Raw genomic sequence first — 17505 nt, forward strand, 5'->3', positions numbered from 1 at the left:
TTAAAAGGGTTTTTCAAATAAATGAAAGAAAAAATCGTGGGAAATATGTGAAAATTTTTCTCAATTCCCCTTTGTTTTTTCATTCCTTTTTTCTCCTCACTCATATCATTGCAAACATGTCCACTACATCATCAAAGTCTATCCTTCCGTTTCCGTTGAAGTCAAAGTACTCCACCGGCATGTTTTCCTCTATCCAGTCCATGTTGTGGAAGTATGCTACTACATCTACGAAACTGAACTCCCCGTTTCCGGTGAGGTCTTCATAGAGTCCGTCTCCGTCAAGATCCCTGGGGGCATATTCCTGATCTGGCAGGGGCGACAGAAGGGTCACCTCAATTTTTCCTGTTAAAAATGTCGGCTCGATGACGTTTCCTGAATCGTCATCCAGACGGTCAACTCCTATGGATAGGTTCGCAGATCCTTTCTCCTTCCCAGAAACCGTGAGAGTGGCAAGCACAACATCTGCTGCTCCTTCCTTAACGGCATCTTCTCCGTCAACAGCCTTCAGGTAGATAGAAGTCGCTGGCAGGGAAGAGTTTTCAGTAATAAGAGCCCAGGAAGGGTACTCGATGTCGACTATCTCAGCAACAGCCGGGTCGTCGAGAGTAACGGTCATGTTGTAGCCTGAGAAACCTGCAGGGAAATTGCTGGCAACGATACTTATTTCAGTAGATTCGTTTTCTGAAACTGAGGAATTTTCAGGGTCGAAATAGAGAGTAACGGTTGGCCCGGAAGCTTCGGAAACTTCTATGTAATCCGATTTTAACTCAAAGTCAGAACCAGCAGCATTTTCTACAGTCAGATTTACGGTGTAATTTCCGGCTGATGTGTACGTATGAGAGGGGTTCTGCTCAGTTGAGTTTGCTCCGTCCCCGAAGTCCCAGAACCAGGAAGTTGGGGAACCTGCGGACTGGTCCGTGAAATTCACAGTAAGAGGAACAGTCCCGCCGGTTACGTCAGCAGTAAACATAGCAATAGGTTCTGCAGGAGTAGAAGATTCAGATACCATGATATAATCGGTCTTCACCTCGGAATCGCTTCCAGCTGTATTTGTAACTGTGAGGTTCACTGTATAGTTACCTGCCGCAGAATAAGTATGCTCCGGGTTCTGCTCAGTTGAGTTTGCTCCATCCCCGAAGTTCCAGTACCATCCAGTTGCGTTTTCAGAAAGATCGGTAAACTGGACTGAGAGAGGGGCAGTACCACTGGTTGTATTTGCCATGAAATCGGCCATCGGTGCAGATTCTGAGTATTCAACTACGAGAATGGCATTCATGGCATACACATTGTCACCGCCGGTGCCCGCGTCATAGCTCTGGAACCTTGCTTCATTGGCACCGCTTGCGATCCCGTCCGTTACATTGTAGACAGAGAAACCTATCTTTGAATCGTCATGGTAATCTGCCCAGAAGCCGGGGTACTCTTCGCCGTTGAAGAAGAACTTACTCTTCCCTGAGTCGCCTGCACTGGCAAGGATAGAAACTACCTCTGCACTCCCGATATCCTCTGTATCAACCCCGGATAAGTTCGCATAGGCGGTCGCCTCATCACTGGTCACCGAATAGCTGCTCTTGGAGTACAGCATGTCGAACTCATCGTTGATGAAAATCTGCTTCTCGGTTGTTTCCTGGTCGCTATAGACAACGATGAGGTAAGCTCCCCAGAGGGCATAATCATTGGTCGTGCCTGCGCTTCCCTCAGGGGTCAGGACGAGCGTGTTCCCTGCAGTGCTGAACTGATCGGTCACATTGTAAACATAGAGACCATACGGGAAGTTGTAGCTGCCATAACCTTTGATATCTTTGTAGGTTGCATCGGTTGATATCGTGGCACCGTTGAAGACTGCCGTGAATGAAGGATCAATACCCATCTTGTTATAAGAGTAGGGCTGATAGAGCCTGGCGCTCACGACACTTGCATCAGCCGGGATTGACAGGTCGGAAGATGTCCATGTGTCAGTAACGGATAACCACTTTGAGGATGTGTAGACAGAGTCCCCACTGGAGTAGATGATATCATATTTACCCTCAAACGTTGCCCGTGTGTTAATGTCGTCCCCATCGGTCCAGCGTTTGCCCTTGTATCCGTTGTAGACTACTGTTTTTGTAATGGAAAGGGCATTGTTAGTCTCGTTGGACTCAATTATGCTGTTTTCTGTGTCTGTGGTGGCGGTGATCTCAACGCTGTCCCCATAAGCTCGGATGGAAGGGTCGGTTATTGAAAGTGTGATGTTAGCCCCTGCTGAAAGTCCGTCAACTGAGACATTTGTAGAAATATCATTTACATCAAACCTGACCGTAAAAGATCCGGCGGCTGCAGTACCACTATTTTCGACCTTTGCCGAGACGGTATTTTCTTCGTTTGCAAAGCTTTCCCCGGCGTTAAGAGTGAGGGCAGAGACAAGGAGATCAGGCTCTGAAACCGAAGGTTCGGTTACTTTGACATAATCAGTCTTGAGCTCTTCATCGCTACCACCTTTATTGGAAACTGTGAGGGTCACATTATAGCTGCCGGCTGAGGTGTAGGTGTGTGAGACATTCTGCTCGGAAGCATTGGCTCCGTCTCCGAAGTCCCAGAACCATGAAGTCGGAGACCCGGTTGATGTATCGGTAAAGTTTACTGCCAGCGGGGCATCTCCAGATGTCGGGGTTGCCGTAAAGTCGGCCACTGGCGCAGAAGGTGCCGATTCCTCATATTCGATAACAAGGATCTGCTGGAGTGCGTCCATACCTCCGCTTGTCGTGCTCTGGACTCCCGCCTCGTTTCCTGTTGCGTTGATGTAGTTTGTAGCATCAAAGGCCAGAGGGCTTCCTGAATTTGAACTTCCCTGCCATGCATTGGTTGCCACTATGTTTCCGTTGAAAAGCAGGTTTCCTTCATCGGGCCCCGCACTTCCCGCGAAGCTGTACAGCATAGCGTTTGTGACCTTTTCCACGTCAATGGATATGCCGGTGAAAGGAGCATATGCAGTAGCCTCTTCAGGGGTGGTCCCGTAACTGGACGCAGATAAACCAAGCTCGTCGCATTCTTCATTGATGAAGATCTGCTTCCTGGTTTCATTATCGTTTCCGTAGACCACAACAAGGGTGCTGGGGTACAGTGCGTTTTTGTTTTCACCAACAGGTGTCATGACAAGGCTGTTTCCTGCAGAGCTAAACTTGTCGGTTACATCGTAGACACAGAGCCCGTATTCATAGTTAGCATACGCTCCAAAATTGCTCCAGTCCCTGTAGAGGGTTCCGTTTCCTGTTGAGATGTTGCCGTTATCAAGGGTGTTTCCGTTGAAGTTAATATTCAACCACGGATATCCGCCGGGAGTCTGATCCCAGTTGTAGGCAACATAGAGGAAGGCCTTTTCTATGGTGGAACCGTCCGGGACCGGAAGGTCACTTGCAGTCCAGGTTTCGGTCCTGCTCTCCCATCCGACAGCTTGGTAAGCAGAATCAGGCTGTGTGGAATACAAAAGGTTTCCCTGGAGATCAAAGGTATGCATGGTAGTGATATTGCTTCCGCCTTCCCAGTAGATGCCTTTGCCCTTATACCCGTTGTACCTGAGAGGTTTAGCCGAACTGCTCTTGTTGTTGTTGGTCTCGTCCGTTTCAGCTATAAGGTTGTCAGGGTCAATAACGGCAGTATAGGTCACGGTGCCGCCTTCAAGGTCACGGATGGTGGGGTCGATCAGGGTTACGGTGGTCTTTGCATCGCCAGCAAGGGACGCAATCGTTGTCGTGTTTACGGGAACTGTTCCACTGGAAACGTCGCTTGCATACACAGCTATCGAAATGTTGGTAAGGGTAGCAGTTCCTGTGTTTTGGACATTGAGAACTTTCACAGGATTTGTTTCCCTGGCAAAGACCGCAGAAGCCGGAACGGTGTTGACGATTCCTGAGATGCTAAGATCGTTCGTTGCCACTTGACCCGCTTGAGTTACGGTTATGTAGTCTGTCTTCAGCTCGGAATCGCTTCCATCTTCATTCGTAACTGTGAGGTTGACAGAATAGGTTCCTTCAGTGGAGTAGGTATACATTGGATTCTGCTGGGTGCTGTCGACAGTCCCGTCATTATCAAAGTCCCATGCATAGGATGAAACCGTCCCTGTTGATGCATCGGTAAACTGTACTTCAAGGGGGGCATCCCCGCTTGTTACATCTGCCGTAAAGTCTGCCACAGGCGGCTGGGAACTCGTTTCAATCGGGCTTTTTACCACGAGGAACGCGAGGGGGATCTTGTAAAATGCTGCGGTCCCTTCACCCAAGAAGTAACGGGCATAGCCGAGTGTGACATCACTGCTACCTGTAACTGAGGAAGTCACGTTCCAGGAATCTATACCTGAATAAGCGCCCTGTGTATCAGGGTCCCGGTCGAGCTGAAGGTTGGTGAACGTTCCCTCAACCGAGGGGGTCCCACCAGTGTACTCAAAGTTATTATCCGCGGTCGGGAATCCGTAGCACCCATTATTACTTGCCATATAGTCAACTGTCAGGGTAGCTGAAGTGACCTCAGAAAGGCCAGTTGTGCCAAAGCTTGTGTTCCCAACAGCAGCTTCTCCAAAATTGTCCTCGGTGAAATAAGAACAGACGTCATGCCCCTCGTTCACCCAGTAAGTGGTCTGTGTGGTGGAGGAGGGGTCGTTGTATGCGACTACGAGAGTAATGACTTTGATCCGCCCGTCGTACGAGCCGGTGGTGTCGACATTGACATTGATGGTCTGCCCGTAGATCAGGTCCTTTACGTCATACCACATGAAGTAGTCGCTCGTCACCCGGTTCTCGTGGTCATTGATCATAAGATAGGGTTCTTGGGTCCCGTGCCCGTCAAATTCGCTGTTGTCATTTCCTAAAGTCTCCCATGTATTCGGGTCTATAATATACTGAAATGCTCCATGCCCAGTTTCGGGCCAAACCTGCTCGTAAACGCCGTCATTGTCCCCATCCCAGCTGTTGGTGATGGAAAACGCATAATCGCTTTGCATGTGCCCGCAGTAAGCAGAGATATAAAGCCTGGCCCAGGCAATCCGTCCGGGTTCGGCTACTGCGGCCTCAGGCAGCGTAAAGGTCTTGGTCACAACCTGTTCTCCCCAGTTAGGCGCTGGGGTTGCATCGAACCAGAGGTCACCGGTGACTGTTTCTGTCTGTACGGTTGTCAGCGGCAAGCCTCCAACCCATTCATCTGCAGCTGCAGCGTCTGTAAATAAAGTAAGGCCTACTCCGCTGCACAGAATCAGCGTTAACAATACAAAAATTAGTTTTCTGTCCGTAACTTTTCCTCCTGTACCGAAATAGAGAAAGAATCCCAGAGCTATGTGCACAATCAGCTCCCACCAGAGGAGGTAACAGAAATCCAATTGATTTCAGAAAAAAATAAAAGCAAATTATTGTCATTGTGAGCTTGAACAACTATAGTTAATTTTTACCCAAGTAATATTGAATATTCTCTTTTCTGATAGGATTCTATTTCACAGATCAGATCTGGAATTATTTTCTCCACAAATTCTTCCCAATTTATGTCTAATTATTAATACTAATAATCATTTTATTAACAAATTTTGTTATATATTAATCTTTCTAAACGTTTCTAGGATATGCATATTTATATATAATTATGAACAACAAATAACAATTTCAAGGAATGATAAGTTTTGAAACAAACGCAGATTATTTAAGTACATATCTTATTAGCAATTCTTTATCTCTGAGAAAACACCATTAAATGCCTGCTTGCAATATATAATTACAAAAATAATTAAATTGACATGTCAGGTTAATAAATATATTTTTCAAAAATATACTCTTATGTTTTAGCTTAATTATTTTGGATATTAGGAAAAGTTTTTATTTTTAATATTTATTTCTGGATTAACTTATTTGATAATCAAATAATTTATATATTTATCTAATTATTATTAATAATTGATTATTTAATAACAATATTTAATAATAATATGGTTGTCAAACCCAGATTGAGAGCTGTTACTATTGAGAAATTAACTGTGAGTAACCGTTAACTCAATCGAGAATCTTTTATTATTCTACAATAATCGGTTACAACCTGAATTCCTGGAAAATGTATCTTTTCAGTAAGTTAATAGTACAGAAATTAATTTTCATAACATAATATATTATGAAATAAACAAAAAGTGTTAAATAGGAGTTTATTATAATCTCATATGTCTATAGAACAGACATGGATAAGTGAAAAGATCTACAAAATCTGTGGATGGCACCTGCAATGCTTGGAATTCCTCACCTGTGATATATGGGCAGGTGGGGAGCCATAGGTGCGAGGAAAAACCAGAAAAAATCTGGTATTCTACTCATTACTTAACTTTTTTGACATTCAGCATGTTATAACACTCGACATGTAATGATATCTCAAGGATAACTGTTGGTCCCCTTGAACTTTCCGGGCCTGTCAATTGTTGAACAGGACTAGAGAAAAAAATTGAAAGAAATAAATACCCTCAAACATGCCTTATAGAAATTATATAAAAAAAGAAAGAAACAGCCTTATCAGGCTGCTTCTGCCCAGAAAATAAGGCTTCCCTGGAATTGCCCTGTCGACGAGTAGTTTACCGGGAGGTCAAGCTGAGCTTCGGAGGTTTCCGAACTTTCTGCAGCTATGACCTTACTGTAACTGGACCAGATGCTCTGATCAAGCAGAAGTCCCGTTATAAACGGACCGTTTTCCTGGTCATCCACTTCAGCGGTCACTTTTATACTGGCACCTCCTTTGTTCTGAAGGGTCAGGGGCAAGGACTCACTTGGTGTTCCGGGGGTGACTTTTCCGAAATCGAGAGAATTCGGAGAGACAGTCAGGGAAATTGCAGGAATGATATCCACTTCGAGCGATACAGTTGAAGAGGAGCTGGGCTCCGAAGAGGAAGCTTCTATCGCCTGCTGGGTAAGCTCTGCACCTGTATAGCCTTCTTTGCTAGCTGTTACGATAATGGTTCCTTCACAGCTTGCATTTACGGCAATTACAACAGTTCCGTTCTCATCGGTAGTTCCCGAACCCGTAGCACAACCGCTCAGGTTAACAAGTGCCCCTTCAACAGGGGAATCGTCACCTGTTACGGTGTACGTAACATCGGTTTCCTCTCCCACGGTCACATTAAGGGGGCTCGCGGAGAGAGAAAGCGCAGGAGTGGCAGAAGTTCCGTTCTTAACAACAATATACTCGGTTTTTACCTCGGAATCACTGCCTTCAGATCCGCTTACAGTGAGGTTGACAGAGTAATTACCTGCAGTTTCGTAGGTATACGATGGGTTCTTTTCCTCGCTGTCGATAGTGCCGTCATTATCAAAGTCCCATAACCATGAAGTCGGAGACCCGGTTGATGTATCGGTAAAGTTTACTGCCAGCGGGGCATCTCCAGATGTTGGGGTTGCCGTAAAGTTGGCCACTGGCGCAGAAGGTGCCGATTCCTCATATTCGATAACAAGGATCTGCTGGAGTGCATCCATACCTCCGCTTGTCGTACTCTGTATACCTGCCTCGTTTCCTGTTGCATTGATGTAGTTTGTAGCTTCAAAGACTAAGGGACTCCCTGAATTTGAACTTCCCTGCCATGCATTGGTTGCCACTATGTTTCCGTTGAAAAGCAGGTTTCCTTCATCGGGCCCCGCACTTCCTGCGAAGCTGTAGAGCATAGCGTTTGTGACCTTTTCCACGTCAATGGACATGCCGGTGAAAGGAGCATATGCAGTAGCCTCTTCAGGGGTGGTCCCGTAACTGGACGCAGATAAACCAAGCTCGTCGCATTCTTCATTGATGAAGATCTGTTTCCTGGTTTCATTTTCGTTTCCGTAGATCACAACAAGAGTGCTCGGATACAGTGCGTTTTTGTTTTCACCAACAGGCGTCATGACAAGGCTGTTTCCTGCAGAACTAAACTTGTCGGTTACATCGTAGACACAGAGCCCGTATTCATAGTCAGCATATGAACCAAAATTGCTCCAGTCCCTGTAGAGGGTTCCGTTTCCTGTTGAGATGTTGCCGTTATCAAGGGTGTTTCCGTTGAAGTTAATATTCAACCACGGATATCCGCCGGGAGTCTGATCCCAGTTGTAGGCAACATAGAGGAAGGCCTTTTCTATGGTGGAACCGTCCGGGACCGGAAGGTCACTTGCAGTCCAGGTTTCGGTCCTGCTCTCCCATCCGACAGCTTGGTAAGCAGAATCAGGCTGTGTGGAATACAAAAGGTTTCCCTGGAGATCAAAGGTATGCATGGTAGTGATATTGCTTCCGCCTTCCCAGTAGATGCCTTTGCCCTTATACCCGTTGTACCTGAGAGGTTTAGCCGAACTGCTCTTGTTGTTGTTGGTCTCGTCCGTTTCAGCTATAAGGTTGTCAGGGTCAATAACGGCAGTATAGGTCACGGTGCCGCCTTCAAGGTCACGGATGGTGGGGTCGATCAGGGTTACGGTGGTCTTTGCATCGCCAGCAAGGGACGCAATCGTTGTCGTGTTTACGGGAACTGTTCCACTGGAAACGTCGCTTGCATACACAGCTATCGAAATGTTGGTAAGGGTAGCAGTTCCTGTGTTTTGGACATTGAGAACTTTCACAGGATTTGTTTCCCTGGCAAAGACCGCAGAAGCCGGAACGGTGTTGACGATTCCTGAGATGCTAAGATCGTTCGTTGCCACTTGACCCGCTTGAGTTACGGTTATGTAGTCTGTCTTCAGCTCGGAATCGCTTCCATCTTCATTCGTAACTGTGAGGTTGACAGAATAGGTTCCTTCAGTGGAGTAGGTATACATTGGATTCTGCTGGGTGCTGTCGACAGTCCCGTCATTATCAAAGTCCCATGCATAGGATGAAACCGTCCCTGTTGATGCATCGGTAAACTGTACTTCAAGGGGGGCATCCCCGCTTGTTACATCTGCCGTAAAGTCTGCCACAGGCGGCTGGGAACTCGTTTCAATCGGGCTTTTTACCACGAGGAACGCGAGGGGGATCTTGTAAAATGCTGCGGTCCCTTCACCCAAGAAGTAACGGGCATAGCCGAGTGTGACATCACTGCTACCTGTAACTGAGGAAGTCACGTTCCAGGAATCTATACCTGAATAAGCGCCCTGTGTATCAGGGTCCCGGTCGAGCTGAAGGTTGGTGAACGTTCCCTCAACCGGGGGGGTCTCACCAGTGTACTCAAAGTTATTATCCGCGGTCGGGAATCCGTAGCACCCATTATTACTTGCCATATAGTCAACTGTCAGGGTAGCTGAAGTGACCTCAGAAAGGCCAGTTGTGCCAAAGCTTGTGTTCCCAACAGCAGCTTCTCCAAAATTGTCCTCGGTGAAATAAGAACAGACGTCATGCCCCTCGTTCACCCAGTAAGTGGTCTGTGTGGTGGAGGAGGGGTCGTTGTATGCGACTACGAGAGTAATGACTTTGATCCGCCCGTCGTACGAGCCGGTGGTGTCGACATTGACATTGATAGTCTGATCGGAGATCAGGTCCTTTACATCATACCACATAAAGTAGTCGCTCGTCACCCTGTTCTCATGGTCATTGAGCATAAGATAGGGTTCATGTTCCCCGTGCCCGTCAAATTCGCTGTTGTCATTTCCAACCGGATTCCAATCAGCGTCAACAAAATACTGGAATGCTCCATGCTCAGTTTCGGGCCAAACCTGCTCGTAAACGCCGTCATTGTCCCCATCCCAGCTGTTGGTAATGGAAAAAGCATAATCGCTTTGCATGTGCCCGCAGTAAGCAGAGATATAAAGCCTGGCCCAGGCAATCCGTCCGGGTTCGGCTACTGCGGCCTCAGGCAGCGTAAAGGTCTTGGTCACGACCTGTTCTCCCCAGTTAGGCGCTGGGGTTGCATCGAACCAGAGGTCACCGGTGACTGTCTCTGTCTGTACGGTTGTCAGCGGCAAGCCTCCAACCCATTCATCTGCAGCTGCGGCGCCTGTAAATAAAGTAAGGCCTACTCCGCTGCACAGAATCAGCGTTAACAATACGAAAATTAGTTTTCTGTTCGTAACTTTTCCTCCTGTACGAGTTGGAAAATGAATTCCAGAACTATGTGCACAATCAGCTCCCACCAGAGGAGGTAACAAAAATCCAAAAAGGTTCAAAAAAATCAAATTGTTTCTATTATGAGTTGGAAAAATGCTCATAGTTAATTTTTAAGCCAGGTAACGCTGGATTATTCCCTTTTCTGATGGGATTCTATTTTACAGATCAGATCCGGAATTATTTTCTCCCTAACTTCTTCCCAATTTATGTCTGATTATTAATACTAATAATCATTTTATTAACATATTTTGTTATATATTAATCTTTCTAAATGCTTTTTGACGAGATATAAAATTCTTTTTTATTGGGATTAAGTAGTAGTTTTGCAGTGTTCAAAGCTTCAATATTAATGAATAGATCAGTTGAAGTATATCTTTTTTGGATAATTAGTCCTGCCGGGAAAATACCCCCATTTTTTAAATGCAAGAGTCCATTTTCAACCTGATTGCTGCGAAAAATTTGTAAAAAATATGATTCCCACATATTTTGCAGTATATATGATTATTTATTAACCGATGTATCAAATTATTTGCTTAATTATTATTAATATTCATCACTAAAATAACAATATTTAATAATAAAATAATCAGTGAAATTCAATTAAAAGGGATTACTATTAAAAAATTAATAATAAATAATATGGGATTCAATTGAGGATCTTTTAAATTCTAAGGATTACAACTCCTAATAAGGCCGGAAAGAAGCAAGCATTTTCTTAAGAATGAGAATTCCTCACAATTTTTATATCTCTTATTTTCTTAAGAAGCCCTGTTTTCCCAGGATATGAGCAGGAAAATTACCTGTCAGGAAAATTACCTGTCATATTCATTTCATTTTTCAAAATTGGTCCTATAATGCTTCGGATAAAACAAAGTCAGTGCCGAGAATTTTTTGAGTTTCCACAGTAACTGCAGGTGTTTTTGACCTTTTAAAGTTCAATCAATTTTTGGCCCGGAAGTCGGTTGCGGAATATCAAGGAAATAATGAATCCCCTATCTTAATGAGGAAACTGATCCCGATTTATCTTGACAAACTTAAAGCCATCATAGGAGTTATCAGTATCTGTTTCCAAGCTTTTCCTGAGGGTTAACAAAGAAAATCCGCAAGGAAAATGGCAGACTCAAAAAAAGAATAAATCTTTTTCTGGTCAGGATTTTAACTTTTTTTCTGAATTTCACAGGATTTCAAATAGGAATATACAGAAAAACAGCCCTATCAGGCTGCTTCTGCCCAGAAAAGAAGGCGTCCCTGAAATTCCCCTGTAGACGGATAGTTTGCCGGAAGGTCAAGCTGAGCTTCGGAGGTTTCCGAACTTTCTGCAGCTATGATCTTACTGTAACTGGACCAGATGCTCTGATCAAGCAGAAGCCCTGTTTCAAAAGGACCGTCCTCCTGGTCAACCACTTCAGCGGTTACTTTTATACTGGTGTCTCCGTTATTCTGGAGAGTAAAGTTCAGGGTCTCACTCGGTGTCCCCAGGGAGACTGTTCCGAAATCGAGCGAATTCGGAGAGAGAGTCAGGGAAACTGCGGGAATGAGCGTCACATTGAGGGATGCTTCTGCATCAGGATCGGACCCCGAAGAGGAGGCTTCTTTCGCCTGCTGGGTAAGCTCTGCACCTGTATAGCCGTCTTTGCTAGCCTCTGCAGTAATAGCTCCTTCACAGCTTGCATTTACCGCAAGTGCTACCGTTCCGTTTGCATCTGTCTCCCCCGAACCTGTTGCACAACCGCTCAGAGAAACAAGTGCCCCTTCAACAGGGGAATCGTCACTTGTTACGCTATATACAACCTCAGTCTCCTCCCCCACAGTCACATTCAGGGTGCTTGCAGAGAGAGAAAGGGCAGGAGTGGCAGACGTTCCATCTTTATAACTGACAATAAGGATTGAATTTGAAGGGACCAGATAGTCGCCACTATTATCCGTAACTAAGGGAGGTATTATCCTTGCCCTGTTGTTTTCGGTCAGAAGATAGGTTCCGACAGCCCTTGCTTCATCGATGTCCAGATCAGAATAAGGTGTCGAGTCATAAATCCCTGAAGTATTCATTTCATTGAATTCCAGAGATATACCATCATGCCCTCCTGACTGGACTGTAGTCCAGAGGCGGGCCTCATCTACATTGCTGAGATCTATGGATCCTTCGAACGGAATTTCTACGGTAGCTTCCTCTGGAGTCAGACCGCCCGAAGTACTCATCGTACTTACCATATCGCAGCCTTCATTGATCCAGTATTCGATTTCCTCTCCAGAGGAGTCTTCATATACCACAAGCAGGGCAATCCCGTCAAAACAGACAAAGTTTCCGGTATCACTGTGAGTATTTGTGACCACTGTAGTATAAGTTCCGCTTCCAGTCACAAGCCCTGTTATATCATAAGCCCAGGTCCCTGTTGGATAGTCATATACTGAGCCCCAGCCTTTCTGATCGTCGTATTCTGCTTCAGGGGTCAGAGAGTTGCCTTCAAACTGCAGGCTCATGGAAGGAATAACTCCGACAGTGGCTGTCGCACTCCATGTCCAGAAGTTATAGAGCCGGGCAAACTTCACAGTTGCTCCTTCAGGAAGCTCCAGGGAGTGGCTTACGCTGTACGTATCTCCGGAAAACACCTTATTACTGTAGCTGCTGTTCCCATAATCATAAATAATGTTTCCTTTTACCGTACCGTGGGCATAGGTTTCAAGAGGATTATCCCCAGCGTAACCGTTATGCAGCACCTCCTGGGTCTTACTCAGTTCATTATTTGTCGTGTCCGTATCGCTTATGATAGAACCCGGGACAACAACTGCCTTGAGAGTATAATCCTTTATATCTTCCGGCTTCCAGGAAAAATCAACCGTTTCAGTAGCCCCATTTGCAAGTCCGGTGACCTGCCTGCTTTCGACAGGGGTACCATCAGAATAAAGTTCGAGAGCAAAACTGTCTGCATTCTCTGGCCCGTTGTTTATTACAGTAACGCTTACAGTGTTGTTCAGCTTGTTCCAGGCTTTGGCCAACCCATTGTGCGAGACTTTTACATCCTGTATGCCCAGATCAGCTGATGACGTTTCTTCGCTGGTGTTACCAGAGGTATCGTCGCCAGTGTCATCAGATGTATCGTCACCGGTATCATCAGATGTATCGTCACCGGTATCATCAGATGTATCGTCGCCAGTGTCATCAGATGTATCGTCACCGGTATCATCAGAAGATGATGTTGTGTATTCGGCTGTCAGAATGCCTAGGGCACATTTATAGAATCCAGCATTCCGGTCATAGGTTAAGGTGTTTTTGCCGGTGGATTCTAATTCGTCTTTAACATCCCATGTATTGGACCCACAGTAAGTTCCCTGAGGCGTGCCTGAGATGAGATTATTACCATTAAAAGTGTATGTTCCATCCGTGCTTGCCATGTGCACAACTGTGAGCTCTGCATCAACCAGGGAAGAACCTTCCGGCAAATCCGCCTCAAAATCTGTGCTTCCCACGTAAGTTTCACCCTGATAATCTTCAACATAATAAGTATCTGCGTCATGTCCACGGTTGATCTGATACAGGATCTTGTCTCCACTGCCGTCATTGTAAGCCACAACAAGGGTTATCAGTTTTATCCGCCCGTCAAAGGAGCCATCGAGAGGTGCCGTGCTTACTACAGCCGTGTTTTCCCCGGCTTTTACAAGGCTCGTGACGTCATAATACATCATATAATCACTTGTCACCCTGTTTACATGGTCATTTACCTGGACGTATGCTTCGCCGTCATTGCCCCCGTTTGCAATGAAGTTAAAAGGAACATTCAAGGTTTCGTTTCCGAGGGTCACACCGTTGAAGCTAACGTTTGCAGTTCCTACGTAATTGTTTTGCATGTGACCACAATATACTGTAGTGAGCAGCATTGCCCATTCGATTTCGGCGTTATCCGGAAGGGTAAATGTATGACCTATTGTTTTTGCGTCGTTTATTCCCTGATTTGCCGTTCCGTAGTAGCTGTCAACATAGACGCCACCATCTACTGTTCCACTCTGAGCAGGTGTGAGGGGGATTCCGCCTACGTAATTATCAGCAAAGCAGACTCCACTGCTCAGAATCAGTGTTAACAATATCAAGATTAGTTTTCTGGACGTAAATTTTTCCTCCTGTACTTGGTTCTAGACAAAATTCCTGAATTCTGTGTAAATAAGTTCCTGACAGAGAGACAGCAGGAATCAAAAATGTTGCCAGAAAATCAGAATAAATAAATTGTCACTATTCTTTGTAAAAAATATCTCATGCACCTATTTTATGGCAGTTGGGGGATCAATTCCCGGTAGTGTAGTGAATGTCCTGTAAAATTAAAATATCAGGAAGTTGCTTGCTGGATAATTCCGTCTCAGACGCCCACTTTTTTCCATAGTACGCAAACATTTGATGTCAAATTTACAGAAAATTAGGCACACTACCAACGATCCTGCTTCTAATAGGAGATGTTTTTACATATCTATCTTAAGTTCATTTCCTTCAAAGATTTCTTTCTCGATATTTACTTAATAATTAATACAAATATTTACATTATTCATAACTTTTCAGATATATCAATTTTTCTAAACAATTTATGAGCGTACCAGATTTCAGATGTTGGCACGTTAAATGCTGTGTATTTCAGAAGTGTATTCATTCAAAATTTTATTAAATTATGCTTAACATAACGATTTTAACCATGAATATTTTATCCCGGACCTGTCACTTCAGTAAAAATGAAACCAGCAAATGATATATCAAATATGATGTGGTTATTTGTGAATAAATAATACTTTTGTAACTAATAATAAAATTCTTCAATTACAAAACTATACTACTATAGATATTAATAATATTCTTTTAGATAACAAACAATAAATCATAGTTCATATTGAGAAGTTACATTCTGTCTGGAAATGTTTGAGATTGCTGAGAAAAAATAAACAAAAATATCCTGGAGATGTCTTCTTAGAAACTTTTTATTATTCTCTGGTTTCTTCCTATCCACGGCAGAGTTGTGATTCATAACCGTATGCGAGAATTAAGGGTACAATTATAGGTATATTTTTCTTTAGTTGGTCTGTAAATAGATAAATCAAAAAATAGGCGTTGATTAAATTGCGTGGTCATGGTCGTAGATATTTTATTGGAATGGTGGGTTTGAAAGGTCGTTTAAGATTAGCGGAGTAAAAATATGATTATAAGTCTATAAGATCAAACAATCAATTGCAGAAAAAGGCATAGTGGGAAATGTTTTGCGTGCCTTCAACGAATATTTTTAACGTTAAAACACGGAAAAACAAATTTCCTGTTATGACGTGAGGGTTACCAGCTCACTTCTAACCCGTCAGGAATTTCTTAATGGATCATTAATCAACCAGGTCAAATGAGTGAAGTAGACCCTGTTAAGGTGAAGAAGATAAGTAAAATACATGCTTAAGTAAAATACATGCTTAAGTAAAATACATGCTTAAGTAAAATACATGCTTAAGTAAAATACATGCTTAAGTAAAATACACGCTTAAGTAAAATACATGCTTAAGTAAAATACATGCTTAAGTAAAATACATGCTTAAGTAAAATACATGCTCACTTTAGTGAAATTAAAATACTCAATACTAGCCAACTTTCATTTTTTTTAACTTTAAATTTTTTTGCATTCGTAATTTTTCTGGGTCTGTTTGGGATAGAAAATATCTATTTTCAGGTTCAAATCTGTTCAAAATAGGCTGTGAAGAGAGCCTGAATTGAGAGTAAAGTTTTTTCCCTTTCAGCTTTTTAGTGTGACGGTGCAGCATAGGGGATTTATCTAACTCTCTAACATTCCTTCCGTTTTTATAGCTATGAAAATTTATTGCAAACTATTATAATCTCTAAATATATAACTTGTGTAGAAGTTTGGAGTTATTTCCAAGACTTTCTATTGTATATTAAAAAGTATCGAATAACAGGCTGTCTCAAAACTCAAACCATTTCTACAATTGGATAATGAGCAACGTTGAATTTAAAAACAAGACCACCTAAATTAGAGAAATTTATACATGAATTAACCTTGTAGTAGAAAAATTTGACACAATTGTAGAATTAACTTTAGTTTTGAGACAGCCTGGAATAAGATTCTAATTGAGAGGAAAGTAGATTTTCCTTCAAATTTAAGGGATTGGAGGCACGAATGGAGGAAGAATCCATTCTGAATCTCATTTTTCACTTTTTTCAAGCTCTGCACACTTGGTACGGTCAAACAATGTCAAAATATATAAATTTCGTGGACATATAAATTGTGTAAATTGGACTTTTTTTAGAAAAAACTCTCAGTAATAAAATGACATGTGTATACAAAGAGAGTCTTAGTTTTTTTAGTCTTTTTAGTAAGTATATTGCACTATCAGATGTAAGTATATTGCACTATCTGATAGATCAGTTTCAGAACTTAATACCCTCTCATTGGTCATCGGTTAAGGAATTTTCTTGCCTGAAGGATATCGATTTTGCACCAAAAGTCGCCTTAAATTTTGTCCTTTTTACATGAAATCGATACCCAGTTCCAACTCCCGATAGGATACAGTTTTTGAGAACTGTTACGAAAATGGAGGCAATTTATCATGATTCCTCACTTAACCGAGACGCATGAATACCCTCTACCTTCTTTAAATATCCTCTACCTTCTTTTTTGGTGAAGCTGGTCTTATTCTGGTATTTCTTGATTACTTCCAGCCAGTTCCACCCGAAAAATCATTTTTGTTTTTTGCTTGTACCGGAAGTAAGCATAAAACCGTCAGTGGAACTTATTTAGCGTGACTGCCGGATAAGATGCAAGTTCCTGATTCGACCCGATTTTCCAGAAAAGCCTTTCATGCAGTACTTACTTGGATGTTCTTGAGGGGTTCCGACTCATGAACAGCTCCCGGACAAATAGGGGATTCATTTACAGCTCTGTTACTTTTTTTCAGGCATCTAAAATCAGTTTCATACGGAGAGACATATTCCATTATTTTCTGGCAAAATCCGTAGGATCTGTTATATATTTCGCATTCTCCACACGTTGATGGCGTCTTGTCCGTTATTTCGCCTCCTTATATTACTTTAAATAATGATTTTTTTAAATCACCGTGGGAATCTTCAATTGGGCGTTCCACAGTGGCAAGTTCTTATAGACAGATTTTACATCACTATTATTAAATTTCTTCGTTTTTTTCCAGATATCCTGTAATTGATGGCATCAAACTATACGTATTATTTAATTCAGTTTTATGAGTATCTTACTTGCTCTCATACCTTAAAAGCTTATACTTCAAGCGGGAAAAAGAAAAGCAAATCTAAACCTGATCATAAAAATCTGAAGTCGGAAGAAAAAAGCTTCTTGAGGAAGATTATCTACCATTACTTGAGTGAGTAGATTGTTAAAAGCTAAGGATTGGAAAAATAGCTAAATGTATCAAAAGAATGGGTAAGATCTAAAGGCACCTTGCACTTTTGTTTTGGGATATAGGTAATACGAAAAA

General features: G+C 43.1%; 3 protein-coding genes. All 3 read right to left on the reverse strand.

The window, feature by feature from the left end:
• Positions 1-100 precede the first annotated feature (100 nt).
• The 3 genes from MA_RS28540 to MA_RS09185 all read right to left on the reverse strand — a co-directional run bounded on the left by MA_RS28540 (position 101) and on the right by MA_RS09185 (position 14106).
• Positions 101-5308 carry a DUF3344 domain-containing protein gene (locus MA_RS28540; RefSeq protein ID WP_226990810.1) on the reverse strand — a complete coding sequence of 1736 codons (5208 nt, stop codon included), beginning with the start codon at positions 5306-5308 and terminating at the stop codon, positions 101-103.
• Positions 5309-6509: 1201 nt separating this feature from the next.
• Positions 6510-10127 carry a DUF3344 domain-containing protein gene (locus MA_RS28185; RefSeq protein ID WP_011021770.1) on the reverse strand — a complete coding sequence of 1206 codons (3618 nt, stop codon included), beginning with the start codon at positions 10125-10127 and terminating at the stop codon, positions 6510-6512.
• A 1114-nt stretch (positions 10128-11241) separates the two neighbouring features.
• A complete protein-coding gene (locus MA_RS09185) occupies positions 11242-14106 on the reverse strand; it encodes a DUF3344 domain-containing protein (RefSeq protein WP_226990811.1) in 2865 nt (954 codons plus the stop codon).
• Between the last annotated feature and the right edge of the window lie 3399 nt (positions 14107-17505).

It is taken from the genome of Methanosarcina acetivorans C2A (genome assembly GCF_000007345.1).
Lineage (GTDB): Archaea > Halobacteriota > Methanosarcinia > Methanosarcinales > Methanosarcinaceae > Methanosarcina > Methanosarcina acetivorans.

Coding starts and splice junctions, on each gene's coding strand:
- MA_RS28185 (WP_011021770.1), bottom strand. CDS start 10,127: ATGAGCATTTTTCCAACTCATAATAGAAACAATTTGATTTTTTTGAAC.